Source organism: Chryseobacterium paridis, assembly GCF_016595215.1.
GTDB classification, from domain to species: Bacteria; Bacteroidota; Bacteroidia; order Flavobacteriales; family Weeksellaceae; genus Chryseobacterium; species Chryseobacterium paridis.
Map to the genome: position 1 here is coordinate 1,208,978 of NZ_JAENHK010000010.1, position 25,910 is coordinate 1,234,887.

28 protein-coding genes are annotated in these 25,910 nt (G+C 33.9%); 7 read left to right on the top strand and 21 right to left on the bottom strand.

The genetic code is table 11. From position 1 onward, the window contains the following. Positions 1 to 179 precede the first annotated feature (179 nt). The 4 genes from JHL15_RS14940 (at position 180) to JHL15_RS14955 (ending at position 3,238) form a co-directional block, all read left to right on the top strand. The gene (locus tag JHL15_RS14940; protein WP_200246993.1) at positions 180 to 608 is read left to right on the top strand and encodes a hypothetical protein; all 429 of its coding nucleotides are present in this window, start codon (positions 180 to 182) and stop codon (positions 606 to 608) included. A gap of 3 nt (positions 609 to 611) precedes the next feature. Further along, positions 612 to 1,589, top strand: coding sequence for a DUF6268 family outer membrane beta-barrel protein (locus tag JHL15_RS14945; RefSeq protein WP_200246994.1), 978 nt, complete (start codon positions 612 to 614; stop codon positions 1,587 to 1,589). Positions 1,590 to 1,745: 156 nt separating this feature from the next. Next, positions 1,746 to 2,405: a glycosyltransferase family 32 protein gene (locus JHL15_RS14950; RefSeq protein WP_200246995.1), complete on the top strand. Its 660-nt coding sequence runs from the start codon at positions 1,746 to 1,748 to the stop codon at positions 2,403 to 2,405. Between the two features lie 221 nt (positions 2,406 to 2,626). After that, complete coding sequence (locus JHL15_RS14955; RefSeq protein WP_200246996.1) at positions 2,627 to 3,238, top strand: DapH/DapD/GlmU-related protein; 612 nt, start codon at positions 2,627 to 2,629, stop codon at positions 3,236 to 3,238. 492 nt (positions 3,239 to 3,730) lie between these two features. Here the strand turns inward: JHL15_RS14955 and JHL15_RS14960 are convergent, their stop codons facing one another. Continuing rightward, the gene (locus JHL15_RS14960) at positions 3,731 to 4,066 is read right to left on the bottom strand and encodes a DMT family transporter (protein WP_200249181.1); all 336 of its coding nucleotides are present in this window, start codon (positions 4,064 to 4,066) and stop codon (positions 3,731 to 3,733) included. Between the two features lie 662 nt (positions 4,067 to 4,728). Between JHL15_RS14960 and JHL15_RS14965 the strand changes: the two genes are divergently transcribed. After that, positions 4,729 to 5,223 carry a MepB family protein gene (locus JHL15_RS14965; RefSeq protein WP_200246998.1) on the top strand — a complete coding sequence of 165 codons (495 nt, stop codon included), beginning with the start codon at positions 4,729 to 4,731 and terminating at the stop codon, positions 5,221 to 5,223. A gap of 90 nt (positions 5,224 to 5,313) precedes the next feature. After that, positions 5,314 to 6,036, top strand: a complete 723-nt coding sequence (locus tag JHL15_RS14970) for an AAA family ATPase (RefSeq protein ID WP_200246999.1) — start codon at positions 5,314 to 5,316, stop codon at positions 6,034 to 6,036. Positions 6,037 to 6,522: 486 nt separating this feature from the next. On the opposite strand, the gene gcvP is transcribed toward JHL15_RS14970, so the two are convergent. Continuing rightward, a complete protein-coding gene (gene gcvP, locus JHL15_RS14975) occupies positions 6,523 to 9,381 on the bottom strand; it encodes an aminomethyl-transferring glycine dehydrogenase (protein ID WP_200247001.1) in 2,859 nt (952 codons plus the stop codon). Between the two features lie 436 nt (positions 9,382 to 9,817). Here gcvP and JHL15_RS14980 point away from each other — a divergent pair, with 436 nt between their 5' ends. Beyond that, positions 9,818 to 11,008 (top strand): DcaP family trimeric outer membrane transporter, encoded by a 1,191-nt coding sequence (locus JHL15_RS14980; RefSeq protein ID WP_200247002.1) that lies wholly within the window; start codon positions 9,818 to 9,820, stop codon positions 11,006 to 11,008. A 279-nt stretch (positions 11,009 to 11,287) separates the two neighbouring features. Here the strand turns inward: JHL15_RS14980 and JHL15_RS14985 are convergent, their stop codons facing one another. The 19 genes from JHL15_RS14985 to JHL15_RS15075 form a co-directional block, all read right to left on the bottom strand. Then, positions 11,288 to 11,935: a DnaJ domain-containing protein gene (locus JHL15_RS14985; RefSeq protein ID WP_200247004.1), complete on the bottom strand. Its 648-nt coding sequence runs from the start codon at positions 11,933 to 11,935 to the stop codon at positions 11,288 to 11,290. A gap of 308 nt (positions 11,936 to 12,243) precedes the next feature. Beyond that, a complete protein-coding gene (locus JHL15_RS14990; protein WP_200247005.1) occupies positions 12,244 to 12,510 on the bottom strand; it encodes a hypothetical protein in 267 nt (88 codons plus the stop codon). 91 nt (positions 12,511 to 12,601) lie between these two features. Continuing rightward, positions 12,602 to 12,943, bottom strand: a complete 342-nt coding sequence (locus JHL15_RS14995) for a hypothetical protein (RefSeq protein ID WP_172278808.1) — start codon at positions 12,941 to 12,943, stop codon at positions 12,602 to 12,604. Positions 12,944 to 12,961: 18 nt separating this feature from the next. Further along, entirely contained in the window at positions 12,962 to 13,516 is a 555-nt protein-coding gene (locus JHL15_RS15000; RefSeq protein WP_234047782.1) for an RNA polymerase sigma factor, read from the bottom strand. A gap of 603 nt (positions 13,517 to 14,119) precedes the next feature. Next, positions 14,120 to 16,123, bottom strand: a complete 2,004-nt coding sequence (locus tag JHL15_RS15005; RefSeq protein ID WP_200247007.1) for a S9 family peptidase — start codon at positions 16,121 to 16,123, stop codon at positions 14,120 to 14,122. A gap of 160 nt (positions 16,124 to 16,283) precedes the next feature. Further along, on the bottom strand, positions 16,284 to 16,742 hold the full coding sequence (locus JHL15_RS15010; protein WP_200247008.1) for a DoxX family protein: 459 nt from the start codon (positions 16,740 to 16,742) through the stop codon (positions 16,284 to 16,286). After that, a complete protein-coding gene (locus JHL15_RS15015) occupies positions 16,739 to 17,179 on the bottom strand; it encodes an SRPBCC family protein (protein ID WP_200247009.1) in 441 nt (146 codons plus the stop codon). The genes JHL15_RS15010 and JHL15_RS15015 overlap by 4 nt, the downstream gene beginning before the upstream one ends. Before the next feature lie 132 nt (positions 17,180 to 17,311). Then, positions 17,312 to 17,740: an SRPBCC family protein gene (locus JHL15_RS15020; protein ID WP_200247010.1), complete on the bottom strand. Its 429-nt coding sequence runs from the start codon at positions 17,738 to 17,740 to the stop codon at positions 17,312 to 17,314. A gap of 50 nt (positions 17,741 to 17,790) precedes the next feature. Continuing rightward, complete coding sequence (locus JHL15_RS15025; protein ID WP_200247011.1) at positions 17,791 to 18,624, bottom strand: SDR family oxidoreductase; 834 nt, start codon at positions 18,622 to 18,624, stop codon at positions 17,791 to 17,793. A 47-nt stretch (positions 18,625 to 18,671) separates the two neighbouring features. Continuing rightward, entirely contained in the window at positions 18,672 to 19,529 is an 858-nt protein-coding gene (locus JHL15_RS15030) for a VOC family protein (RefSeq protein ID WP_200247013.1), read from the bottom strand. A gap of 249 nt (positions 19,530 to 19,778) precedes the next feature. Next, positions 19,779 to 20,018 (bottom strand): helix-hairpin-helix domain-containing protein, encoded by a 240-nt coding sequence (locus JHL15_RS15035; RefSeq protein WP_234047783.1) that lies wholly within the window; start codon positions 20,016 to 20,018, stop codon positions 19,779 to 19,781. 32 nt (positions 20,019 to 20,050) lie between these two features. Further along, on the bottom strand, positions 20,051 to 20,464 hold the full coding sequence (locus tag JHL15_RS15040; protein ID WP_200247015.1) for an SRPBCC family protein: 414 nt from the start codon (positions 20,462 to 20,464) through the stop codon (positions 20,051 to 20,053). Positions 20,465 to 20,542: 78 nt separating this feature from the next. Beyond that, positions 20,543 to 20,974: a VOC family protein gene (locus JHL15_RS15045; protein ID WP_200247017.1), complete on the bottom strand. Its 432-nt coding sequence runs from the start codon at positions 20,972 to 20,974 to the stop codon at positions 20,543 to 20,545. 118 nt (positions 20,975 to 21,092) lie between these two features. After that, positions 21,093 to 21,869 carry an alpha/beta fold hydrolase gene (locus tag JHL15_RS15050; protein ID WP_200247018.1) on the bottom strand — a complete coding sequence of 259 codons (777 nt, stop codon included), beginning with the start codon at positions 21,867 to 21,869 and terminating at the stop codon, positions 21,093 to 21,095. A gap of 3 nt (positions 21,870 to 21,872) precedes the next feature. Further along, positions 21,873 to 22,397: a DinB family protein gene (locus tag JHL15_RS15055; protein WP_200247020.1), complete on the bottom strand. Its 525-nt coding sequence runs from the start codon at positions 22,395 to 22,397 to the stop codon at positions 21,873 to 21,875. Positions 22,398 to 22,451: 54 nt separating this feature from the next. Next, positions 22,452 to 22,913, bottom strand: a complete 462-nt coding sequence (locus tag JHL15_RS15060) for a hypothetical protein (protein ID WP_200247021.1) — start codon at positions 22,911 to 22,913, stop codon at positions 22,452 to 22,454. A gap of 23 nt (positions 22,914 to 22,936) precedes the next feature. Then, on the bottom strand, positions 22,937 to 23,347 hold the full coding sequence (locus tag JHL15_RS15065) for a VOC family protein (RefSeq protein WP_200247022.1): 411 nt from the start codon (positions 23,345 to 23,347) through the stop codon (positions 22,937 to 22,939). 77 nt (positions 23,348 to 23,424) lie between these two features. Then, positions 23,425 to 24,015: a Crp/Fnr family transcriptional regulator gene (locus tag JHL15_RS15070; protein ID WP_200247024.1), complete on the bottom strand. Its 591-nt coding sequence runs from the start codon at positions 24,013 to 24,015 to the stop codon at positions 23,425 to 23,427. Between the two features lie 251 nt (positions 24,016 to 24,266). After that, on the bottom strand, positions 24,267 to 25,478 hold the full coding sequence (locus JHL15_RS15075) for a DUF763 domain-containing protein (protein ID WP_200247026.1): 1,212 nt from the start codon (positions 25,476 to 25,478) through the stop codon (positions 24,267 to 24,269). Positions 25,479 to 25,910: the final 432 nt, after the last annotated feature.

Genomic DNA, 25,910 nt, shown 5'->3' on the forward strand with positions numbered 1-25,910 from the left:
TTACAACGAACAACAAAAGTAGTACTATTCAAGACAAGATGTAGAAAATTATACGAAATCCGGGGTTTATTATACGAATTTCCAAAACGGGATTTGGTATAATATCTACTGGATTTGGTATAAAAAAAACGAAGTCCCTTCCTATTCTATATTTCTTTGTCCTGTATATTTTATCATTTATGGACTTAACCGTTTTTCAAAAGCTAACAGAACAGATCACACTGGAATGCTTTTTTATGACCGATTCACAACAGGAAGAGAAAGTAATTCAGTTGATTGATCTGCATCATTTTATTGAGTGTTATAATCCGGATATAAAAATTTTCAACAGTATCCATCACTCCATAAACATCATAGAAGAAAATGGGATAAAAAAAGGAATTCTTTTTTATGACCTCAATCATTCTTCGCCAGTAGACCTATATCAGTGTGAAGAATTTAAACAACAACATCAGCTACAGGAAATGTGGTTTGTTTTTGTAGAAGAAGACACAAGAAATACGATGAATCATCATATTGATTTTATCATTGAAAACAGTCTTGAAATATTTTATGATCGGATATTCATTTTCAATTTTTTCCAATCAACAATCAATTCACTAAAATAACTTATGAAAAACCTTCGAAAAGCTCTTGTACCTTTTGCAATACTTCCTTTTAAGACTATTGTTTCCGCACAGAAAAGAGACAGTATACCTCAGAAAGTCATCGCTTTTGTTACCGATAAATTTCCACAAACCCGGGATTTCAATCTGGAATACACAGTTACAACTCCTTATAAATACACCTCTTCATTACAAGGAGTTAATCAACCTGAAAATAAAGTCAAAAGCTTTCAACAGTTAAAAGCTAATGCAAATATCTATTTCATTAAACATAAAAAATGGATCCTGAATGCAGCCCTCAATTACCGTTACACTTCAATGAATGCGGAAAACAACACCTTTTTTTTCCCGGAGGAAAATACCCAAGGGGATTTTCACTATCATTCTGAGGCTTTAAGCCTTACCCATATCTCAAAATTGTTCAATAAGATTGCTATCTATTCCGCGACAGCATCCGTAGATGGAAGTGAAGATCATTTTGAAAGAGTCCGTGGAATGCTTACTGGTGCTTTGATATTAAAAGCAAATGCTAAAACTAAAATGACATTGGGTATCGCCATAATGATTGATCCAAGCACACAAGTTCCTGCGCTTCCGATTTTCACTTATGAATATAAATTCGATAATGGCTGGGTAGCCGATGTCATTCTTCCCAAAAAGATCATGATGAGAAAAGATGTGTTTTCTAATGGAAGAATTTCCCTTGGGACAGAGATGGATAATAACTCTTTTTATCTATACCGTTCTGACAGAAGATATGAGTTCAGACAACTGGAAATTAATTCAGGAGCTATTTATGAACATAATTTAGGATCTAATTTTATTGGAACATTAAAAACGGGAGTTAGAATAATGCCCAGAGCCAGGATATTTGATAAAGAAGAATCTTTCAGGGATTATATTTTTGAAACCACTGCCAAACCGGCTTTTTACTTCAATATAGGGATCTCATACAATCCTTTTGGGAAGCCAAAAACTAAATAATTAAATTTTTATCCATTCAAAATTTAACCTACCGGCTAAATTATTATCAAACCTCCAACACAGCTTAATTTTTCGCATAAATACTTATATCGCCACTAAAAATATAGTGGCTGGTTGAATTATTATGTATTATCTAAACCTGTTAATTATTTAATTATGTCCATTCCTAAACAAATATTTCAGACTTTTAAGTCTAAAAAACTTCCGTTACTAACCCAATGGTACATCTGGCGGATGAAGAGAAAAAATCCAGAATATGAATATCATTTTTATGATGATCAGGATATTGAAAAATTCATAACAGAAGAATTTCCACCACAATATATTGAAAACTATAATAAATTAACTATTGGAGCTGCCAAAGCAGACTTTTTCAGATATGCCATCCTATATAAAAAAGGAGGAATCTATCTGGACATCGACAGCGCTATTACAAGACCTCTTAAAGAGTTAATCAATGAAGATGATGAAGCAGTAATCAGCAGAGAAAGACATGAAGGTTTATATGTACAGTGGGCACTTATATTTAATAAGAACCATCCTTTCCTTAAAAAAACACTTGATCTGATACTCGACAATATTGAAACCCACCGATATCCTCACGATATCCACGCTACTACAGGTCCTACTGTATTCAGCAATGCTATTCATCAGAGTTTAGAAGAAAATTCAAATATTTCACACAGAATATTCAAAGGAGTTGAATTCCGTGGTTATTTACAATTCAAATATAAATTAGGAAAATTCTTTTTGTACGAAAAGAGAGCCGAACACTGGAAACAAAAACAAATTACCCAGGATATCATAACAGCGTAATTTATTATTGATTTTTCTTGTTTTAAAATTTTCTTATTTAAATACAATTTTAATCACTATCATACCATAATACCTACATCTATTCAGCTTTTTATTATGAATCCTAATAGATGTAGGTTTAATTATTTATTTTCACCCATCAGCGAATCTGTCTTAATTTATTTTGAGGTAAGATTAGATTAATGTTTAAATTTGTCTGCTCTTAAACAACATTTCTGGTAATGATTAATATCAACGACTTCATCAATAACTTTTCGTCTTTTAATTCAAACACTTATCTTCTTCCCTGGGAAATCATCACTAATTTGGATGACCTTATAAAAGAGAAGTTTGATTATCTGAGTGATGAATATACAATTGATGGTGATATTGCTGTGCATAAAACTGCTATCATAGAACAGAATGTTATTATGAAGGGACGAATAATTATCGGCGAAAATTCTTTCATAGGAGCCAACGCTTATCTTCGAGGCCCCATTGTTATAGGAAAGCATGTTAAGATTGGACCCGGAAGTGAAATTAAACAAAGTATTATCTCCGATGAAACTGCTGTTGCCCATTTTAATTATATTGGTAACAGTATTATTGGTAGCAGGATCAATTTTGAAGCTGGCTCTATTTGTGCTAATCATTATAATGAAAGAAAAGACAAAGAGATTTCTGTTCTTTTCAACAATCAACTCATCAAAACCCAAACCACCAAATTTGGTTCACTCATAGGCGACGATTCCAGAATAGGTGCTAATGCTGTATTATCTCCTGGAACTATATTACAAAAAGAAAGTATTGTAAAGAGACTGGAGCTTATTGAACAAATGAAAATAGAAAGTTAAATTATACAGTGTAGGGTTTGAGACCACGAATATTATGAACGAGGCTTAAAATTCAGAATGTATTAATCAATTGTCAAACTTCTCGATACGATTTTTTCAAAATCTACTCGAAGTGACGTAGCACTATAGGCTTTTAGTCAACTCATATCGATTTACTGTAAGTTTTAGAAGCAAAGTAAAAAATGTATCAAGAACATTGGTATAAAAAGAACTACCTTGTTAATTTCAACGACAAACCGAAAGTTCGACATAGTCAAAAGCTACAAAAGCCTTTTAAACACTCTGTCATTGCGAACGAATGTGAAGCAATCTCAACTTAGAACAACAATTATAAAATTTTAAAACTTAACTTGCTTTAAGCTTAATTCTTACTACATAAGAAGAAAACATAAGCTTCAAAAATCAAAGATTTTTACCTTTTACTTCCTATTTCATTTCACCAAACTTGTCATTGATTCCTATCTAGTCTGGGATTTAGACACCAAACAGCACCTAATGAGTTCCCATCTTTGAAAAAAGATTAATTATAATCACTCCAATCACGATCAACATAACTCCTATGATCGCTGGCACATCAGGAACCTGCTTAAAAGCAACAACGCCAATGATAGTAATGCATATAATACCTACACCAGACCAAATAGCATATGCTATTCCTATTGGAACATGGCGAAGTGTAAGACTCAGAAAATAAAAGGCTGCAGCATATCCCACAATAGTTATTATTGAAGGAAGCAGTTTCGAAAACTCCTGAGATTTCTTTAGAAATGTTGTAGCGATGATTTCAAAAACAATTGCTAAAAAGAGATAAATATAACTTCGTCCCATAAAAATATCTTTAGCCACAAAAGTAGTAAAAGTGACAGTCATTATTTAGATCAGATTTTTCCAATTATTAAATCTTCGTAATGAATTCTTTTTTAAGTAGTTTGAAAAATAAATTTTATTAATATTTAATTTTCAATTTATCACTTTTAAGTGGCTTATCTAATTTCGCACTTTACGATCATATGCATAGCATTCCTTTTATCAATCTTTAAATACAGAATGGAAATTCATTATTAAATTAATAATTTTTACGAATAAGATAATAATAATACATATATTTTTTCAAAAATATATTAAATTAATGTAAACAATTAATCATCAAAACAACACAACAAACACACCTAAATACCTGATAAACATCACAATTATTCTATTTGGCATGTCATTTGAGAGTTGTAATATTGCAATTAGAAAATTAGTAAAGAAAGTACAATTAAAATTTAAAAAAAACAAAAATGGTAACTTACGCTTTTATCGCAACATGTATAGTAGTATTCGCTTCTTATTTTACAACGGTTAGAAGAGAAAGAAATTAATAAAAACTTCAAGCTACATTCAGCTTAGACTATTTATATTAATTTGTATTGTTTATGTTTGCCATCTGAAATCAGATCGCCGCTCTTTTGCTCCCAAGGAGTAAAAGAGCCCCAAACATAAATCAAATGATCAAAGAACTCATATCTCTTCAAAATTCAGTATTCAAACAGCTGAATTACATTATTTTCCACCTACATACCGATTTAGAATGCGAAGAATATCTTGGATATAACTTCCAGCTTAATCAATACAATATCAAATTCAGAAAGGCTAAGATTACACCTAAGAAAACAGGTCAGTTTGTCACGTTATGGAAAAGAAATCCAAATACAAAACAAACAGAGCCATTCACGACTTCAGATCATTTCGACTTTTATATCATCTATACCGAACTTAATAATAGGTCTGGTTTTTTCTTTTTTCCAAAAATAGTATTGGATCAACAATGTATTTTAACCAATGCTACAAAAGAAGGCAAGAGAGGATTTAGACTATATCCGAACTGGGATACTCCACAAAACAAGCAAGCCGAAAAAACGAAAACCTGGCAACAGGAATTCTTCATTGATTTTTCAGATATTGATCACCTTAAGAAATTTGAAAAAATGTTAACTCTGTAACAATAGAGACTTTTTAATAGGTTTCGAAATCTTTATCTTTGTTATTCCGTTCAGTGCTCGAAAGGAAACATCTTAAAATTATTCAAAATCATGAATTTGTACAACCTTATTATCCAGGACAAAGAAGAAGTTACCCTCAACGATGTATTTCTTGAAGAAGCCAATAGAAAACAATTTGTCCAACTCATCAAGGAGCACACTTACCTTAAAGAACTTCAGGAATATGGTCTTCCGGTAAATAATAAGGTCTTCCTTCAGGGAAGTTCAGGATGTGGAAAAACAATGACTGCAAAAGCTATTGCCAATGCACTTGGTAAAAGTATTATTATTTTGAACCTTAGTAACATTGTCTCTTCGCGTATCGGAGAAACATCACAGAATATTAAAATGATCTTTGATAAAGCGAGCAGGGAAAGATCTGTTCTTTTTCTTGATGAGCTGGATCAGATCGGAAAAGCACGAGGCAGTGACGATAAAGATGTTGGAGAAATGAGAAGGCTCGTTAACACTTTGATCCAGCTGATTGATTATTATCCTGAAAATGCATTATTACTTTGCGCAACCAATCATCCGGAAATTATTGACACTGCCCTCTTAAGACGATTTCAATTAAAAATTAATTACGAAATGCCTTCAAAGGAGTTTCTGGATACCTTCTACGACAATCTGCTATCAAAGTTTCCTGAGGATTTAAAACATATTGACAGACAGTATAATATTTCTTTTGCCGAAGCTAAAGATCATGCACTTACAGTAGTTAAAGGAAATCTGATCAAAAAACTAGAAGCAGAAACACAGTCTGCTAAAATATAAAGGCCAGAACATAAATGAAGTAATAGTTCCTCTAACCAGATAATTCCAGCAAATAAAAACACATAATCTCTGTCGAAAATTTGGGAGGGATTATTTTTTTTAAAATAAAAAAATAGCTGCACAGCTATAGTTTAGAGCGATGTACTATTCAAGGCATATAACTCTAAAATAATTCACTCTCATTCGGCATATTTATTGATGATAAATCACTAATAACCAAACATCTATACACATGATTAAAAAACTACCCTCTATTTGTCTATTAGTGACAATGTTATTTCTATTTTCTTGTGAAAAAAGCAATAACAACTACTCAGGTAATGAAAGCCAAAATGCAATTGAAATAACCTCTATTATTACATTCAGTATTATGGCAATAGCGCTTCTTATAGCGTATACCTCAACAAGAAGGAAACATTAGAAAATGTAAACAAAAACCCACTCAACTACTGAGTGGGTTTTATATTTATAGTTTAAAACTTTCTATTACATATAAGCTTCAATCGGCTCACAAGTACATACTAAGTTTCTATCTCCATAAGCTTCATCCACTCTGGAAACAGAAGCGAAGAATTTATGCTCTCTCACCCAATCAAGTGGATAAGCAGCCTTTTCTCTGCTGTATGGTTTATCCCATGAATCAGAAATCACAACCTGCTCTGTGTGCGGAGCATTTTTAAGTACGTTATTTGTTGCATCTACCTCTCCGTTAGCAATCTCATCAATTTCTTTTTTAATAGCAATCAATGCTTCTGCAAAACGGTCAATTTCTGACTTGCTTTCAGATTCAGTAGGCTCAATCATTAATGTTCCTGCAACAGGGAAAGATACCGTAGGTGCATGGAAACCATAATCCATTAATCTCTTCGCTACATCAGCCACTTCAATTCCTAATGATTTAAACTGACGGAAATCTACGATACATTCGTGAGCTACTTTTCCATTTTCATTTGAATACAAAATAGGGAAATGCTCAGCTAAGATTTCTTTTAAATAATTTGCATTTAAAATAGCATGCTCAGTTGCTTTTTTCAAACCTGATGTTCCCAGCATTTTAATATATGCATAAGAAATATTTAAGATCAGTCCTGAACCGTAAGGAGCTGCTGAAATACCTTCGATAGCTTCTTTAGAACCAATTTTAATATTGGCATTGGTTGGCAAGAATGGTACTAAGTGCTTAGCAACACAGATCGGACCAACTCCAGGGCCTCCACCTCCGTGAGGAATAGCAAAAGTCTTGTGAAGGTTCAAGTGACAAACGTCCGCTCCGATGTTTCCAGGACTTGTATATCCTACCTGAGCATTCATGTTAGCACCATCCATATACACTTGTCCACCATGCTGGTGAATCAAATTCGTAATTTCAATAATATTAGCATCAAAGAATCCGTAAGTTGACGGATATGTGATCATCACACAAGATAGGTTTTCAGAATGTTGTTCTGTTTTAGCTTTTAAATCTTCGAAATCGATTTCTCCGTTTTCAAGATTTTTAACAACAACGATCTTCATTCCAGCCATAGCAGCAGAAGCTGGGTTTGTTCCGTGTGCAGATTGAGGAATCAACACTACATTTCTGTGTCCTTCTCCTCTTGAGATATGATATTCTCTGATTACCATTAATCCTGCATATTCTCCCTGAGCACCAGAGTTTGGCTGAAGAGATGTTCCTGCAAAACCAGTAATTTTAGCTAAGTCTTTTTCTAATTCACGGATCATTTCCTGATACCCTCCAGCCTGATCAACTGGTACAAATGGATGAACACTTCCCCAATTATCCCAAGAAAGTGGTAACATTTGAGTTGCCGCGTTCAATTTCATCGTACAAGAACCAAGAGATATCATTGAATGTGTCAGTGATAAATCTTTTCTCTCCAAACGCTTGATATAACGCATCAATTCTGTTTCCGTATGGTATTTGTTGAATACTTCTTCTGTAAGAATTTCATCTTTTCTCAAATTCTCTTCAGGAATACTGTATCCTTCTTTTATTTCTAATTTGAAAGTTTGCTTGTCTTTAAACTGAGCGAAAGAAGCCATTAGAATATTCAATTTTTCCAATGTTGTACTTTCGTTGATTGCAATACTTACAACTCCTTCAGTGAAATAGTTCAGATTAAGTTTATGATCAAGCATCATTCTTGATAATCTTCCTTTTTCCTCTTCACTCATTGTAATTTTTACGGTATCGAAGATAGGCTCTTCCACAGTCTGATAACCTAATGCCTTAAGACCTCCTTTTAAAGCATTTGCTTTAAAGTGAATCTGATCAGCAATATAATTCAATCCTTTCGGGCCATGGTAAACAGCATACATTCCTGCCATTACAGCTAAAAGAACCTGAGCTGTACAGATATTAGATGTAGCTTTTTCTCTCTTAATATGCTGCTCTCTTGTTTGTAGAGCCATTCTTAAAGCACGTCTGCCATACATATCCTGAGAAACTCCAATGATTCTTCCCGGAATATCTCTTTTATAATCTTCTTTACAAGAGAAGAAAGCTGCGTGAGGTCCTCCATAACCTAATGGAATACCAAATCTCTGTGAAGTTCCTACTGCACAATCAGCTCCCATTGAAGCTGGTGATTTTAATTTAACCAGAGCCATAGGATCACAAGCTACGGCAACCTGAAGATCTAATTTTTTATATTCAACGATGTCCTCAGTATAATCCAATACAACACCATTTTTACCTGGATATTGTAATAGAACTCCATAGTAAGATGCATCTAATTCATGAGTTTTATGATCACCTACTACAATCTCGATTTCTAAACCTTCTGCTTTTGTCTTTAATACTGAAATAGTCTGAGGCAATACAAGGTCAGAGATGAAGAATTTATTTGCATTTGCTTTTTTCTGATCCTTTGTTCTGTTGTTAAAGAACATATGCATTGCTTCAGCAGCAGCTGTAGACTCATCCAACAACGAAGCATTAGCTAATGCAAATCCTGTAAGATCACATACAACAGTCTGATAATTCAATAGTGCTTCCAGTCTTCCCTGAGCAATTTCTGCCTGGTAAGGAGTGTACGCTGTATACCAACTTGGGTTTTCAAAAATATTTCTTTGAATAGCCGATGGCAAAAGCGTGTTATGGTATCCAAAACCAATATAGCTGGTATAATCAGTATTCTTTGATGCTAATTCTTTTGAATGAATGAGCATTTGATATTCTGAAAGCGGTTCTGAGATATCAAGGTCTTTTTCTAAACGGATAGAAGAAGGAATGGTTTGAGAAATTAACTCTTCGATACTTGAAACGCCGACTCTTTCCAACATCGCCTGTTTATCGGCTTCATTAATAGAAATGTGACGGCTCACAAACTGTTCTGTATTCATTTTTTTTATTAGATTTTGTTTGTAAAAAAGATGGGTAAAATTACATTTTTTTAAGGGATTTCACAACAGTCAAAAATCATTGATATATATTGATAATTACTATCAATCGATAAACAATTGTTTAAAAAAAATAGCTTGTAAAAGAAAAAAATACAAAGAAAATTCTCCATTATTTTTTTAGATTTTTATTTTATATTTTTCACCATGTGTTGAAAAATTTACTCATTATCATTCTTTAAACACCTGACACATTATATCAATTCTGATTTATCTATAAAATTTTCAACAAATAAGCCCGGAAAATAATTTTGTAGTTTCAGCCGAAAATTAAAATATAAACATCAAATAATTAATAACCTGACTCAGATTTTTGGGGAATCAAGATAGTTAAGATCCATATAACATTGTAAAGTTTAAGATTGCAAAACACCCAAAAATGACGAAAAGAAAAAGCAAAGGACTTATGGTCTCATTCATTCTTGCCTCTTTATTCAACATAAAAGGTCAGATAAAGATAGCAACAAGACAATCAGAATCATCTTCTGAAAACTCGGGTGATATCTGGTCTGCTTATGTGAAAGGTTTTATTCAGACCGATGTTATGCTCGATTTTCAGGATATGGCATTTAAAGACGGGTTTGCCACTTCGTCTATATCAATTCCTCAAAACAATTCTCTTAACACTAATTTTAGTATTAAACAATCCCAAATAGGATTGGTAATAAAACAATCTGGTTCAAAAGGAAATTCTGATCTATCCGCTTATGTTGAGATCGACTTTCTAGGTCCTAATGGGACCACTGCACCAAGACTCAGACAAGGATATCTGCAATGGAAAAAATTATTGATCGGGCAAGCCTGGAGTAATTTTAGTGATTTTGACATATTCCCAAATATTGTTGACTTTGTAGGGCCAAATGGTACTATGTTTATTAGAACAGTGCAGGTTAGATATACAACACCTCTTTCCGAAAAAGGGGTTTTATCACTATCCTTGGAAGACCCTAATATTACAAATATCTCAGTTCGCAATACAGAAACAAATTGGACAAAAAAATCGACACTTCCTATTGCAACAGCCTTATACAGGTATGGTGACACAAAGAACTACATAAAATTGGGTGCTATACTGTCCCCGATAGGTTATCAGATAAAAAGTGATATAGAACAAAAGCCTAATACCCGCACGATTTTAGGATATGGAGGAATGGTTTCAGGAAGGATATATAGTAACAATCTTAATAACTTCCGCTTTCAATCTTCATACGGGAAAGGATATTCCAGTTATAATGCTATTCTGATCGGAGAAAAATATGATGCGGTTCCGGATGTAGAAAATAATAGATTAGAAGCCCTTGAGCTCTTTAATATTCTTGGAATATATGAACATTGGTGGAATCCTAAATGGAGTTCAGTTATTTATTACAGTTACTCCCGGTTAGGAAAAAAAGATTTCATTCCTCAAAACATGGTTCAGAATTTTCAAAACTCTGGAGTCAATCTCATTTACCAACCTTATAAAAAATTAAGGATTGGTATAGAAGGCAGCTACGGAAAACTTAAAAATTTTGAAAATCAGAGAGCAGAAGCTTTCAGATTACAATTCTCCACGTCACTTTCATTTTAGTATAGATATCAAAAAAGGTCTTAAATAAAGGGCAAAAGTCTCGCATCAATATCCTGATTATCAGAATAAAGATTATTTATGAAATTTTATTAATTATATTTATTCTAAATTAATATATTTGCAACATGAATATGATTACCCCTTTTAAAGTACCTCCATTGACCCCTGTATATTCTTTCAATAATGAAGATATGTATTGCGAAAAGAAATCTTGCTGCAAGAAATTTAAGAAAGGAAAAAGATGTAAAAAGTGTCCTGGAAGGAAAAAAATGGCTTAATCTAGCTAAAACTTTTTATTAAAAAATAAAGAGCAACTGCCAAAAGGATTATTGCAGCAATAATCCGCATGATCTTCGGTTGACCTTTTGGATTTGCTGGTGTTTTAGGCTGAGACTTGAATAAATCTTCCGCACCACTCCTAAATTTTTCTGTATTGTTTTCAAATACTTCTGTAATCGTGATTCCCTGAACTACCGTTTTATGTAAAAGTGAATTCGTTGCATGAAGTAAGAGCTGAAATTTACCATCTTTAAATTCGGTAATCTTAAAAACTCTTTCACCATAGGCTTTCTCTAACCCAAAAGGAAGGACTTTTACCACATCAGCATTTGCTGTTTGCCAGTTAATGATAATCTCCTCGCCTTTTTTAGCATGAATTTTATTCGAAGTAAACGTTTTGATAGCTGGCGGAATATTATACCTGAAGCTTTTCTGATGACTCTCTAAATTTTGATCATAAGCCACTCTCCTACCGGAATCACTTAATGTTTCATAAGCTTCCTGAATTTCACGGAAACGATCTGCAAAAAAATCGTCATTCTCATTTTTGTCCGGGTGGTATTTCAGGGATAATTTTCTATAGGCTTTTTTGATGTCTTCTTCTGAAGCATCCTGAGAAATACCGAGAAAATAGTAGTAATCTTTCATGTAGAACCTTACAAAAGTAAGAATTTATTTTTCTAATTGCACGTAAAGAATATACGATTTTTGTCATTATAAATTGAGGGATTGTTTCTCGTAAAGAACCCTAAATCTTGATTAAACAATAATACGGCGCGCAGATCATGCAGATAGAGCAGATGATGGAGAATAAAAATCTTGGATGGATAAAATTTGCATAATTAAGGTATTTACTATCATCAAACGTTTTCAGTCCAACTCCATATAAAAAAATTACGGCGCGGGAAGCTAGCTTCCCGCGCCGTAATTAAACAATTTCAATTTAGTTATGATGATTAAGCTTCTGCAGCTGTAGCTTCCTCTCTTCTTCTATGACATCTTGATTTGAATTCTTTTTTGAATTTCCCTTTCAATTCTTCATATTGCTCATTATTCATTTCTCTGATTTTATCTGCAAGACCAAAAGGGGATTTTTCTTTAATTCCGTATTCATCAAATATACCTCTGATAAATCTTTTTCTTTCTGCCATTTTTTTAGCGGCTAATGCTACGCCTACAACGGCTAGTGCTCCCAAAGCACCTTTTAATACTGAATTTTTCATTTTTTCAAAATTTTAAATTTTACTACTTTTTGTTTTTTATATAGACGAATGAATTTTAATTTTACTTTACTACTTCTTTAAAAATTTCAAACTATTCGTTATTTCTATTGTGTCTGTTGAAGAATCCATTTTCACATTTGCTTCTCCAAACTTCTTTAAATTTTTCTCTTTCCTCAGGAGATAAATGCTGCATTCTTTCTCTCATCTTTCTCTCCTTAAAGTCTCTCATTCCTTTTCCAAAGTGAAAACCTCCGAAAAGAATTTTACTTAATATCAATATTCCCATCGCCTGCCAGTAGCTAATCGATTTTACACCCAAAATCTCTGGTAAAAGGCAGTTCCAAAGCGACATTACAATCCATGTAACGGCCAGGAGAATTAATGGTGGACATAGAATTAAAAAAATCCAACCTTTTTTATGTTTATGATTCATACTATCTTTTTTCTATTTCTAACTATTTAAATCTTCGTATAATGCTCTTAATCTGTTTCTCAGATGTTTCACTGCATAATTTTTTCTACTGATGATGGTCTTTATATTCTCACCTTGTTCATCAGCTATTTCCTGGAGGGTCTTGTCGTTCAATTCGTTTTCCGTATAGACCAGTCTTTGTTTTTCCGGAAGCTCTTCTAAGGCTTCAAACAATTTCTTCCAGATTTCATCCTGAAACATTTTCACTTCAGGTCCTGCGCTGTCGTCCATCAATAAAATGTCTTTGATAGAAAAATCTCCATCCTCATCTTCGTACACAAAATCTTCAAGATTTTCTGTTTTCTTTTTACGATAACGGTCAGTGATTTTATTGGCAGTCACCCTGTACAGCCATCCACCTACATTTACAATCTCAGATATATTGGTGATGTTACTGAACTGATACCATACCTCCTGCAGAATATCTTCAGCATCTTCCGTGTTTTTCACTTTCGGACGAATGAAAGACATCAGTTTTCCTCCGTAACTTGAAACGGTTTGCGAGATGATGTTTTCTTTCTCTTTCTGTGGCATTGTTATTTTTTCGACAATCTCCATACTAACATGACGATCGTACTTTTTGTTTTACTTTAATAAATTTAAAATATTTTTTATCAAATATTCATTTTTCTTTTATTAATCATATTTTGACACTCAAAAATATCGTATTGATTTGAAGCTTATTCCCGCTATCCGCTCATACTCCTCGCTCCAAAGCTGATTTCAATCCTTGCTGTGGGGTAACCGCTACTATCGGGGCTAGTGATCCGTCATTGTTAGCAAAGCGAAGCAATCACTTTCAAAAGTCTACCCGATTATCTTGCTTTTTTTACCTACTGTACTTCACATACGAATTGTCATTCCGTAGGAATCTAAATAAGGTTATTTAAAAACTAAATATAGATTCCTACGGAATGACAAAGGCCATGTTGGCATTTACTCGATGAGATTGAAATTACATAATTGCACATCTTTACACTTAAATTTAAAAAATCAGATCTCATGTCACACTTCTGAACTATATACTAAGGATTTAATCATGAACTCTTAATAGTAAAATATGCAGTTATTAATAAATAAAACAAAAAGAAACGGAAAGCACTCTGCCTTCCGTTTCATCACCTAAAATTTGTTAACTTATTTATTGAAATTCTCAGCAAAAAAGCCTAACATATATTTGTATAATTCCAATCGATTGGATTCCTTTCCAAATCCGTGGCCTTCATCGTATTTTACCAGATAAGGAGTTTCAAATCCTTTGGCGCGCATTGCTTTTACAATCTGATCAGACTCATTAATGTTGACTCTTGGATCATTGGCACCTTGTACTACAAAAAGAGGTTTTTTGATCTTATCAATCTGAAATACCGGAGATACTTCTTTAGCAATTTCAGCTTCTTTAGGATTATCAAGGTCATACCATATTTGCTTCGCCATTTCTTTATATGGCTTCCAGTATTCAGGGAATGAATCAAAAAATGTAAAGATGTTGGAAACTCCGACATAATCTACTCCACAAGTATATAATTCCGGAGTTTTGATCAATCCCATTAATGTCGCATATCCTCCGTGGCTTCCTCCATAGATGGCAATCTTATCTTTATCAATCCATCCCTGAGCAATCGCATATTTTACTCCATCTTCAACATCATCCATTGCTTTTCTTCCGATTTGCTTGTATCCTGCCTTTTGGAATTCTTTTCCATAACCGCCTGAAATTCTAAAATTCACCTGTAATGTAGCATATCCTCTACTGGCAAATAATTGCGTTTCAGGATTAAAGCCCCAATCATCTCTAATTCCTTGTGGCCCTCCATGAGGATTTACTACCAAGGGAACTTTTTTACCTTCCAAAGCAGCTTTTGGCAAAGTGATATAACCATGTATAGTTAAGCCATCTCTGCTTTTGAATTCAATAGGTCTCATCTCAGCCATATCTTCTTCTTTTAGTTGAGGCATCAGATCATAGAGAAGTTTTGTCTGTTTGGTTTTAGTGTCATATTCGTAATAGGTTCCATATAGCTTATCACTTCCAACCACTACCAAAAGCTTGTCATTATTGTCATCTGATGAAACGACACCAAATTCCTTATTTCCAAACTGAGATTTTAGTTGAGCATCAATCTCTTTATAGAATTTACTTACCGGAACAGTTTCATTTTTTACACCATTGTAACTGATGTAATCCAGTTCATAGTTTCTGTTTTTTTCGGCAACATGTATGGAGCTTACATCATAAATAGGATGAGAATATACATCCTTAATCGCTTCATTCTTCTTTAAGTCATACAACACGATTTTTGCTTTATCACTGTCAAGATTGGTAACAACATAAGCCTCATCTTTATTCTTGGAATTATTATTGAACCCGATAATACTAAATGTGTCAGACCAATCTGTGGATTTAAGAAGATTAAATTTTCCTGTCTTAAGGTCTTTATAATAAGTCTTTGTAGTCAATCCATTTTCAAGAACAATGTATCCTCGCAAATCTCCGTCTTTATCAAAGATATAATCATCAATAGGACTGTTAACGTCTTTGTTTTCATACAACTGAACCATTTCACCTGTAACAAAGTTGATCTTGTAGGGTTCAAAGATCTGCTTGTTATTCTTATTCATTGTAACCACAACAAAATCTGTATCCTTTATCAATTTTACAGAACTCAGCGTTACACCATCAAATGGACTAAGATCTTTAAGGTTGCTTCCATCCACATCCGCAGCATACAAATGAAGATTTTCATTTCCACCTTTATCTTGAGTGAAAAACAGACGCTTTTTGTTCAGCCATCCGTAACTTTTGATAAGATCTTCTTTCTCTTCGATTGCCCTGGTAACTTTTCCTGTTTTTAAATCCTTTACATAGACATGATTCTTCTTGTCTTTGTCCTTTTCTTTATAGGAAAGAAAACTTCCATCCGGAGAAATTTTAAATTGTGAAGCTTTTGGTCTTGCAAAATAGTCTTCCACTTTGTATTTAAAATGACCCTTGTCATAAGAAATTAGTTTTTCCAAACTGGCTTTGGTAGATGGTAGGGAAACATCACCTGGTAACTTTTTAGTCGTGTTTTGTGCATTCATCATAATAGTAGACACTGCAACCTGAATGGTTACTATAATTTTAGTTTTTATATTCATGACTTGTGGTTTGGTGTGAATTAAAATGACAGCAAAAAGATGCATCACTCAATTAGACGTTTAAACATCAAAAATGTTACATCATTTCTCTCACAAATGTGAAAAAAAAAAAATAATGGAAAGCATATGCTTTCCATTATTTGGTATAAAAATTATTCTTTTAATGTAAATAAATTCCGAAGTACCAGGTCCATGCAATTAATATAATTTGCATTGGAAGTCTTTCCTTGTATAGATAAGTCATCCCTGGTCCGGTATAATCACCTTTGAAAAGGTTAATATTTTTTCTTGATGAATTGATGTTGGCAATAAAAACCAAAACATAAAAAATAATCAGCAATATTGCAGTAGTTTCCCTCAGAGATGGGATCATCAAACCAATTCCAGCCGCAATTTCGATTATGCCCGTTGCATATACCCAAAACATTTTAGCAGGTATAAAATCAGGGATCATCATAGCCATCCCCTTTTGAAATTTAAAGTGAGCAAAACCTGTAAATACAATAAATACAGCCATGCCCAGATTTCCTGAAAATAATAAATTCCAGCCTCCCTGAAACAGTTTTGTCCCCAGCAAAGCCAGAATAAAAGTAGCAAAAAGAATGATCAGTAATTTCATATGCCTTCTGCTCGTTTCTTTACCAATTCAAGGCCTTTTATAAAGCCCGTATCCATATGTTCTTTCCAATCTTTTTCTACCTGGACTTCTACATGAAGCTTTGTCTTTCCATCAAAATCAATCAGAAAATATTTTTCAAATGATCCGCTCCACTCAGATACTTCTTTACTTTCGGTATCCTCAACGCCATCTTTTATCATCCCTAAATGTTTAAACACAACTTGATTAGGCTCATCTAAACTATCAATGGTTGAAACCATCCCCTCATCACTGTTGCCTAAAAAATAAGTTTTCCCTCCTACTTTCCAATCCGTTTTCATCACCGAGCCCGAACCAAAAAATTGAGTCCATTCACTATAGGATTCGGGTTTCCAGAGTACATCCCATACTTTCTGTAAAGGAGCATCTATTATTGTTTCGTATGATAATGTTTCCATATTTGTAATATTGTGATTATTGTGTATTAAAAGTAATTAAAATAAATCATTACGATCCTTTCAACTCAACAGAAATGATAAGCTAAGCATTTCTTTTAAGCTTAAAATCTAAGTTATTTAATAACGGATCAGCTACAGCTGATTTTGAGACAGATTCTTTATAATCTCCAGTGCCTTAGGAAACTTTTCCTCAAAAAAGCTCGCAAACTCAGAAGGAGTCTGAATTTCACTTTTCAGAATTGTTCCTGTCTCTGTTTCTTCTAAAAAATAAGATTCTGTTGCCTCTCCCCAATCCTGAGGGGTTTCAACCCCACCTATAATCTCACCCAGGTGTAGAAATTTAATTTCTTTATTGGGTATATTTTTTTCAACACGGCTGTACATACCATTGTTGTTAGGGTCAAGAAACTTTACAATACTTCCCTCTTCCAGGTTCCCCTGATAAAAAGAACCTTCCATAAAAGCTGCTGTCCATTGTCTGTAAGTCATTTCACCCCAAAGTACTGTCCAAACTTTTTCTGGTGCAGCATTGATTTTTACTTCGTACGATAATTTTTCCATATTATATTTAATTCAATTGATGTAAAATTTCATCATTCCATTATGTAGGTCTATCCTCCAACAAAGTCACCTCCATTAATATGAATGATTTCTCCTGTAATAAAACTAGCATCTTCCGATGCTAAAAAAACAAATGCAGGCGCTACTTCAGAAGGCTGCCCAGCTCTTTTTAAAGGATTATCTTTTCCAAATGTCGAAAGATCATCAAATGTTTCCTTCACTAATGGAGTCCAGATAGGTCCGGGAGCTACTCCATTTACCAAAATATTTTTGTCTGCGAGATTAACTGCCAATGATCGGATAAATGTAGCTATAGCTCCTTTAGTTGATGAATAATCTATGAGATGGTCGCTTCCACGATAGGCTGTAACAGAAGTGGTGCAAATAATTCTGGATCCTTTTTGCATTAATGTTAAAAAATCTCTGGTAAATGCAATCATGGAAATAATATTGACATTAAAAGTTTCCAGTATCTGTGCATCAGGAATTTTCTCGATATCATTTTTGGGAAACTGTATTCCTGCATTATTGACAAGAATATCGATTGTTTTCCATTCTTTTTTTATGCTGTCCAAACACTTTTTTCTAAAAGCTTTTTTAGAAACATCTCCTTTAGTCAAAATACATTTCTGGCCTTCCTTCTCTACCAGTTTCCGGGTCTCCTCAGCATCTTTGTCGCTTTCTTTGTACACAATAGCGACATCAGCACCTTCTCTGGCAAAATGTACTGCTACTGCTTGTCCGATACCACTATCTCCACCAGAGATTATTGCTTTCTTATTGAGAAGCTTTCTGCTTCCGAGATAATTTTCACGAATGATTTCAGGAAAAAGCCCTTCTTTAGGCACTTTAGATTTAGATTGTGACTTGTTCTGTGTTTTCATAAGCAAATCCTTTTCTAATTAACATCAAACAGCAAGCCGAAAAAACTTTAAGATTTATAAGCAGTTTCCAAATCTTCAATAATAATTTTCTGCATTTGCATCATTGCCTGCATTACTTTTTGAGCTTTACCCTGATCTGAATCATTTATCAGCTGAATTAATCTTTTGGGAACAATCTGCCAACTGACGCCATATTTATCTTTCAACCAGCCACACATACTTTCTCTTCCGCCATCAGAAATAAGCGTATTCCAAAGCTGATCTGTCTGTGCCTGATCATCCGTCATGATCACGATAGAAACCCCTTCATTGAAGTCGAACTTATGATCATAAGAAGAATCCATACAGTATAGGTTATATCCGTCTATACTAAAGCTGGCATGCTGAACATTTTCCGGTGTTTCATTGGGTTCACCACCGTCTTTATATTGTAAGACATTTCTGATTTTTGAATTAGGAAAAGTCTGAGTATAGAACTTCATGGCTTCCATTGCTTTTCCATTATTTCCGTGCATAAACATCAAGGTCGGAACTATTTTCTGTTCACCATCTTTCTCTCCGAAAAACAACTGCCAGTTCACTCCATAGCGATCACTTACCCATCCAAATTTTTTACTCCATGGGTAAGAGTCCAGAGCCATCAATGCAGACCCACCTTCTATCAGCTGATCCCAATATTTCTGTACTTCATCTTCTGTTTCACAGATGACCATAAAAGAAATTGATGGATTTTTTTCAAATTGAGGGCCACCATCTAAAAGCATCAGCTTTTGACCAAACAGATCTATATTCATTACAACAGGTGTATCTGCTGTAATTTCTCCATTGAATACTTTGCAATAAAACGCTGCCGATTCTTTTGCATTTCCATCGCACCAAAGGCATGGAAAAATATCATTATTCATAACTTGATTTTTTAAGGTGATTGATATAGTTTTATATTGTAATGACAAGCATTAGTAAGCTTATCAGATCAGGGTAATCTTGTATTTCTATTTTTCTGATATATCACGATTGAATTTAGCATTCCATGAATACTAAATTCTTTTTTCAGACTGAAATATTCCAGCCATTTTCCAGGAATTAATTTGAAACCTTCTTCCTAAGAGCTAAACCTTATTGAGAAATAATAAACCTCCTAGGGGTTATTTATTTTAATTTCTAAAGGAAATCTGATGTTCTCTCATATGAATTTTAAGTCTTTCCATGGCATTTTTTCCTATGCCATGAAGCTGTCTGATTTCATCTTCAGAATAATCTGACAGCTTTTCAAGAGAATCAATCTTCTCTTTTTGTAAAGCACGTCTTGCAGGCATGGCAACTACACCCTGCAAAAAAGTTCCCTGAACAACAACATGATTAACAGCACAAATGGAACTTAAACATTTTGCCATTATTAATAAATTGATCATGATTGTAAAATGATTTAATGTTTTTCAACATATTTATGGAAATTGTCCAAAATAGCATACCAACCATCTCTCTGCATTTCCACTGAATTTTGTTTTTCGGGATCAAATATTTCAGTAACTCTTGTGGTATTTTGATCAATACTATCAAAAATAACTTCAACATTTCGGCCATCTTCCATATGATACTTTATCATTTGATTAGGAATAACAGCATCATAAATACCCTCAAAATCGAATCCAAAGCTTTTATCTTTAGCCTCCATTCTGTTTTTGAATTTTCCGCCAACTCTAAGATCGTTTTCAGAACTTGGACATTGCCAGCTTTCATGGGCAAAGTTCCATTTTGTAATATGACTAGGGGTATTAAAATAATCCCAAACTTTTTCAACAGGAGCTAAAATGGTAATATCTATTTTAATTGGATCCATCGTATTAATTTTTTAGTGATTGGTTTATACAAGGGCAACCTCAATCAGTTGCCCTTGATAATTAAGTTAAATATAAGACTATTTTGCAGATTCGTCATTATAGTTTACCATCCAATGAACACCATATTTATCCTGAAAGCTTCCAAAATAGTCGCCCCAAAACTGGTCTTCAATAGGCATTTCTATATTTCCTCCCTGAGAAAGTCCCTTGAAAAGACGGTCTGCTTCTTCTCTGGATTCCGGAAATATGGAAACATAATTATTGTTCCCAACAGTTAACGTCTGTCCGAATCCCGGAACAATATCAGAGGCCATTAATAAGTCGTCACCAATAGGTAGCGCGATGTGCATTACTCTGTTCTTCTCTTCCTCGGATAGATTTTCAGTTCCGGGAGCATTTCCCATTTTATGAACTTCTCCTCGGAATTCGCCTCCAAAAACTGATTTATAAAAATTGAAAGCTTCTTCTGCTGTACCATTAAAATTCAGGTACGGATTTAATTTTGCCATGATGTTTGGTTTTTAAAGTTATTATTGATTTTTATTTTTAAACACAATAGCACTAATGATTTCACAAATAACACTATAGTTATTTACATGAATGCTTATTTTACATTTTTGTAGGTTATTAGCTATTCAAAAATTTTGCTATTTCATTAGTAGTCAGATCTATTAAATTTTTGTCTATATTTCCTCCAAAATCGGCCATCATATAGGAGCCATGAGTTGCGGGAAGGATCATTAATTGAGATTTCGGAGCCAGGCGCCACATTTCAATGACATGTTCTGGTTTCATCACATCTTTATCTCCCGAAATAAATAGTGAGGGAAAATCCAGTGACCTTACAATATCATCGTCCCAATCTTTAAAAGTCTGCATCCTTTTACTGTCTTTATCAAACATATTTTCCAGCTTTGAAAAATCAGGATTTAATTCTAAAAAATTAATTTTAAGAGGTTCTGGCATGGAATCTAAGGTCGCTTCATCCATAGCTTCAAAAAAGCCGTCCATCATACCACTTCTCTTGAAAAAAGCTGATGCTATAATTAATTTTTCTACCATTCCCGGATAAAGATGCCCAATCTGCATTACCGTATTCCCTCCATTACTGAACCCCAAAAAGGAAGCTTTTCCAATTTTTAATTCCTTTAAAAGAGCCGCTACATCATGAGCATCCTGTTCGAAAGTTTCAGGAATATCCCTGTGTTCAGTCAATCCATGGTTTTGTAGATCAATTCCTATGAGTTGAAATTGGGATTCCAATCTTGAAATCACTTCTTTAAAGTCAAATAAAATTGAAGATCCACCACCATGAACTAAAACCAAAGGTTTTCCAGCACCATAGATTTCATAGTACATCTCAATTCCATTGACTGTTTTATACCCTTTTTCAGTGAGGTTCATTGGCTAATATTTTAGGTTGTCGTCACTATCATATTTCATTCCCGGATATCCAAGAATTCTTCGCATCAGTCCCATTTGTCCGCATAAATAGTCTTCACGACCGATGGACATCCCTGTAAAATTGAGTTTTGTTTCAGCATAATAAGAAATGTTCATTCCGATTTCAAAAATCTCGTCGAGTTGCTCATCGGTTGCTTCCAATAGTTTTTGATATACTTTGGGAGATATAGCATGAAAGCTTTTCTTCAATTCTTCTATTGTCGGATATTTGAAACTCTCATCAAGAGCTTTTCCCTGAAAGAAAAGGTCTGTATAAGGATCTTCTTCCTGAAGGCCTAAAACCCATCCCAGGCCGTAACGCATATTAAGGAAATTACCTGCCATCCAAACAATATGATTCGTTTTACCGTCAATTCTTTTCATTGCATCTTCTTCCGAAATACCATCCAAAACGTTTAAAAAGCTTTGGGAATGCATTCTATATGCCGGAATGACGATGTCTAATTTTTTTGATTTTGGTGTGTCCATTTCTAATGATTTTATTTTTAGATTCCAGTTGATCCATAATACAGATCATAATTTTCACTTTATTGCACCTGGTTTTCCAAGAATTCGTCTGAGGTAACCAAGTTGACCTCCATGATAGATCTCATGAAGACATAGTGTTGCAATATCATTAACTTGTTCAGGATCTATTTTTTCAAGATTATTGATTTTCTTTTCAAGCTTCTCCTGATTTTCATTCAAATAGGATTTTAATGTTTCGAAACTAACAAATTCTTCTTTTCTATTTAAAGGAATTTCGCCTCTGTTATAGCATGAAAATTTCTCTCCATCCCAAACCGATTCTTCTCCTAAAATATTTAAAAAAGCATTTCTTATGTAAATTAAATGTCCTAAAATCCAGTTCATACAGTTAGCATCACCATTTGGAAAAATCATAGATTCTTCATGGGTAATTCCATCAATATTCAATAAAATAACTTGATAGTTACTTTGAACCTGTAGCTTTATGATTTCAATATCATTGGATTTCGATTCCATGATGAATAAGTTTTAAGATTAAACTATTCTGCTGGAAACTGAGACATGTCCGCAAACATAACTTCCCACTGATGTCCATTCAGATCAGCAAAGGCACATTGATACATCCATCCATGATCTTGTGGCTCACTGTATTTTGATCCTCCGTTTGCAAGTGCAGTTTGCACCATTTGATCCACTTCTTCACGGCTATTTACACCGATGGCAAGAAGTACCTGTGTCGTATCACCTTTAGCAACAGGTCTATCGGTAAAGGTTTTTAAAAATTCTTCCATCAGGAACATAACATAAATATGATCTTCTTTCATCACTACACAAACAGCTTTGTCATCTGAAAACTGTTCGTTGATTTCAAAACCGAGTTTGGTCCAGAATGCTCTGGTTTCTTCAACGTTTTTTATCGGAAGATTTACGTAAATTTGATTGACTTTCATTTTTTGTAATTTTAGTGTTAAACTTTAAACCAAAATTACCAAGTCAGTTTCAGAATCGTCTTGCCTTATGACAAGATTTAATTTTTCTTTGTATGAGAGACTAATTCTTTACGAATTCTGCTCAAAGAAGTATCTGTTACGCCAAGATAGGAAGCGATTTGTTTCAGAGGAGCAAATTGTATGACCTGACATTTTTGTTCCAACAGATTAAGATATCGTCTTGTAGCTGAAAGGGTAAACATTTCTACGGAACGTTGTTTGTACGCAAAAAGCTGTTGGGACATCCATGACCTTCCCCATTCTCTGAGATTAGGTATTTTGTGAAAGAGATCCTGAAAGGTATCGTAATCTAACCTCCAGCATTCACAATCAGTAATACATACAATATTTTCCTGCGATGGAATTCTCTGGAAAAGAGAGAGAACTTCTATAATGATTTCGTTTTCTGCAAAAAAATGAGTGGTAACCTCATTTCCATTAAAGTCATTCACAAATGATCTTGCTAAACCTTTGTCTAAAATATAATATTCATTGGCCATTTTTCCTTCTTCAAGAATAAAATCACCTTTTTGAAAACTTACTTTTTCATGAGCTTTGAAAATCTCATCGAGCTCTTCATTCATAAAAAAAGGGAAATCGTATGAAATTTCTAAAGACTTACTGCTCATTAGATGAATATTTTTTTAGATTCCTAAAATTAGAATTTTTATTGGAATTGACTCAAAAAAGTTATTAAAAATACAAAATAAGATTAATAATTTTGAAATGAATTCTAAAGTAATAGAAAATTATTCCATCGTCACTTCGAGTAGGTTTTCGAAGAAAAACGTATCGAGAAGTATGCAACAAAGGTTCTCAATACAAAATCATTTTTCCACTTACGTTACAAATGGTTTCACTCAAACTGACGATTGGTATCCTAGAATAGTGAAAGCTGAATATCGTTAGGCTTTGTTGGTTTTTTGGCATCTCCAAAAACAGTTTTTCCGCCAAACTTCCAGGAATTATTTCTTTCCTCTTCGATAACCTGTTGGATATCAAAATCCGGTGTAAAATCTTTTTCAGTTGTGGTTATGATTTGATGTAGCTTATTTAAGGTTTTCAATTTATCAGAATTTCCCAATTTCGATTTTTCAATTCCCTTTTTAAGAATATCTATACTTTCATCATACACTCTGGTAGGAACCGGAAACGGATGACCATCTTTTCCCCCATGCGCAAAGGAAAACCTGGCGGGATCAGAAAATCGTGATGGTGCTCCATGAATCACCTCACTCACCAAGGCGAGCGACTGCATGGTTCGTGGTCCTACACCCTCCAACATCAGTAGATCTTCAAAATTCTGAGGTTGCTGTTCGCGTGTTACATACAACAGAGCTCCAAGTCGTTTTAAATCAACATCAGAAGCCCGAACATCATGATGGGCAGGAAGAATCAACCTCGAAAAATCATTCATAATCTCTGCGGAATCTGTATGAGAAATTTCCAGGATTCCTTTTCTGTTCTGGGAAGCATTTGAATCTGTAAGATTTAAAATTTTTCCTCTGTGAACGCCATTAATTCCAGTATGTGGCTCTTCAATAAAAGATTTTATGTTTCCAGAATGCCAATGATAGCGTCTTGCTGTTCCATCTGATTCATGCATTCCTTGTTGAACCACACTCCAGCTTCCATTATCAGCCAGAATAAAATTATGCAGATATAGCTGATAACCATCGTGAATAGCGGTATTATCCACTTTTGCAGAGAGCTTACTGGCTTTAACAAGTTCAGTTCCATTCAAGCCTGTCTTATCAGCAATCTGGATGAGTTCTTGTGGTGTATTCTTTGACAGTTTTCCTTTTCCACCACAGATATATATACCAAGAGATTGAGAATTGGGATTAATAGATCTCTTTAAAGCACCCATTACCGATGTAGTAATTCCAGAGGAGTGCCAATCCATTCCCATAACAGCTCCGAAGCTTTGAAACCAAAACGGGTCTGCCAACCGACGAAGCACCTCATCTTTGCCATAATCCATTAAGATCACTTCAATAATTGAAAGCCCTAATACGGACATACGTTCATACAGCCATGGCGGCACTTTGCCATAGTGTAAAGGTAAATCTGCAGTTCCGGAACGTTTCATGTTGAAATTAAAATGTAAAGTTAATGGTTATAAAATAAGATTTTGATGATTAGAATCATTATTTTTTACCACAAATGGCACGAATGTCTTACGCAAATCTTCACAAGTAGTTTTGGCTAAAGCCAGAGATGGAGGACATTTAATTGAAAACAGGCTAAAGCCCGTTTCTATTGATAGTAAACAATATTGGATAAATGATAACAGCTCAATCGATACTATTTTTTCATTTTTAATCAAATTGATGAGATTCTTCACTCCGCTTATGCTTCGTTCTGACATCGAAGATTAGACGGAGTCAATGACAAAAATTAATAGGCTTAGCTAATCCAAATTTTTAAATTTTTAAATCTTTAAACACTTTACTCTAATGGTTATAAAACGAAATTTTTGATGAGTTGAATCATTTTTTTACCACAAATGACACTAATGTCT

Coding starts and splice junctions, on each gene's coding strand:
- JHL15_RS14940 (WP_200246993.1), top strand. CDS start 180: ATGGACTTAACCGTTTTTCAAAAGCTAACAGAACAGATCACACTGGAA.
- JHL15_RS14945 (WP_200246994.1), top strand. CDS start 612: ATGAAAAACCTTCGAAAAGCTCTTGTACCTTTTGCAATACTTCCTTTT.
- JHL15_RS14950 (WP_200246995.1), top strand. CDS start 1,746: ATGTCCATTCCTAAACAAATATTTCAGACTTTTAAGTCTAAAAAACTT.
- JHL15_RS14955 (WP_200246996.1), top strand. CDS start 2,627: ATGATTAATATCAACGACTTCATCAATAACTTTTCGTCTTTTAATTCA.
- JHL15_RS14960 (WP_200249181.1), bottom strand. CDS start 4,066: ATGGGACGAAGTTATATTTATCTCTTTTTAGCAATTGTTTTTGAAATC.
- JHL15_RS14965 (WP_200246998.1), top strand. CDS start 4,729: ATGATCAAAGAACTCATATCTCTTCAAAATTCAGTATTCAAACAGCTG.
- JHL15_RS14970 (WP_200246999.1), top strand. CDS start 5,314: ATGAATTTGTACAACCTTATTATCCAGGACAAAGAAGAAGTTACCCTC.
- gcvP (WP_200247001.1), bottom strand. CDS start 9,381: ATGAATACAGAACAGTTTGTGAGCCGTCACATTTCTATTAATGAAGCC.
- JHL15_RS14980 (WP_200247002.1), top strand. CDS start 9,818: ATGACGAAAAGAAAAAGCAAAGGACTTATGGTCTCATTCATTCTTGCC.
- JHL15_RS14985 (WP_200247004.1), bottom strand. CDS start 11,935: ATGAAAGATTACTACTATTTTCTCGGTATTTCTCAGGATGCTTCAGAA.
- JHL15_RS14990 (WP_200247005.1), bottom strand. CDS start 12,510: ATGAAAAATTCAGTATTAAAAGGTGCTTTGGGAGCACTAGCCGTTGTA.
- JHL15_RS14995 (WP_172278808.1), bottom strand. CDS start 12,943: ATGAATCATAAACATAAAAAAGGTTGGATTTTTTTAATTCTATGTCCA.
- JHL15_RS15000 (WP_234047782.1), bottom strand. CDS start 13,516: ATGCCACAGAAAGAGAAAGAAAACATCATCTCGCAAACCGTTTCAAGT.
- JHL15_RS15005 (WP_200247007.1), bottom strand. CDS start 16,123: ATGAATATAAAAACTAAAATTATAGTAACCATTCAGGTTGCAGTGTCT.
- JHL15_RS15010 (WP_200247008.1), bottom strand. CDS start 16,742: ATGAAATTACTGATCATTCTTTTTGCTACTTTTATTCTGGCTTTGCTG.
- JHL15_RS15015 (WP_200247009.1), bottom strand. CDS start 17,179: ATGGAAACATTATCATACGAAACAATAATAGATGCTCCTTTACAGAAA.
- JHL15_RS15020 (WP_200247010.1), bottom strand. CDS start 17,740: ATGGAAAAATTATCGTACGAAGTAAAAATCAATGCTGCACCAGAAAAA.
- JHL15_RS15025 (WP_200247011.1), bottom strand. CDS start 18,624: ATGAAAACACAGAACAAGTCACAATCTAAATCTAAAGTGCCTAAAGAA.
- JHL15_RS15030 (WP_200247013.1), bottom strand. CDS start 19,529: ATGAATAATGATATTTTTCCATGCCTTTGGTGCGATGGAAATGCAAAA.
- JHL15_RS15035 (WP_234047783.1), bottom strand. CDS start 20,018: ATGGCAAAATGTTTAAGTTCCATTTGTGCTGTTAATCATGTTGTTGTT.
- JHL15_RS15040 (WP_200247015.1), bottom strand. CDS start 20,464: ATGGATCCAATTAAAATAGATATTACCATTTTAGCTCCTGTTGAAAAA.
- JHL15_RS15045 (WP_200247017.1), bottom strand. CDS start 20,974: ATGGCAAAATTAAATCCGTACCTGAATTTTAATGGTACAGCAGAAGAA.
- JHL15_RS15050 (WP_200247018.1), bottom strand. CDS start 21,869: ATGAACCTCACTGAAAAAGGGTATAAAACAGTCAATGGAATTGAGATG.
- JHL15_RS15055 (WP_200247020.1), bottom strand. CDS start 22,397: ATGGACACACCAAAATCAAAAAAATTAGACATCGTCATTCCGGCATAT.
- JHL15_RS15060 (WP_200247021.1), bottom strand. CDS start 22,913: ATGGAATCGAAATCCAATGATATTGAAATCATAAAGCTACAGGTTCAA.
- JHL15_RS15065 (WP_200247022.1), bottom strand. CDS start 23,347: ATGAAAGTCAATCAAATTTACGTAAATCTTCCGATAAAAAACGTTGAA.
- JHL15_RS15070 (WP_200247024.1), bottom strand. CDS start 24,015: ATGAGCAGTAAGTCTTTAGAAATTTCATACGATTTCCCTTTTTTTATG.
- JHL15_RS15075 (WP_200247026.1), bottom strand. CDS start 25,478: ATGAAACGTTCCGGAACTGCAGATTTACCTTTACACTATGGCAAAGTG.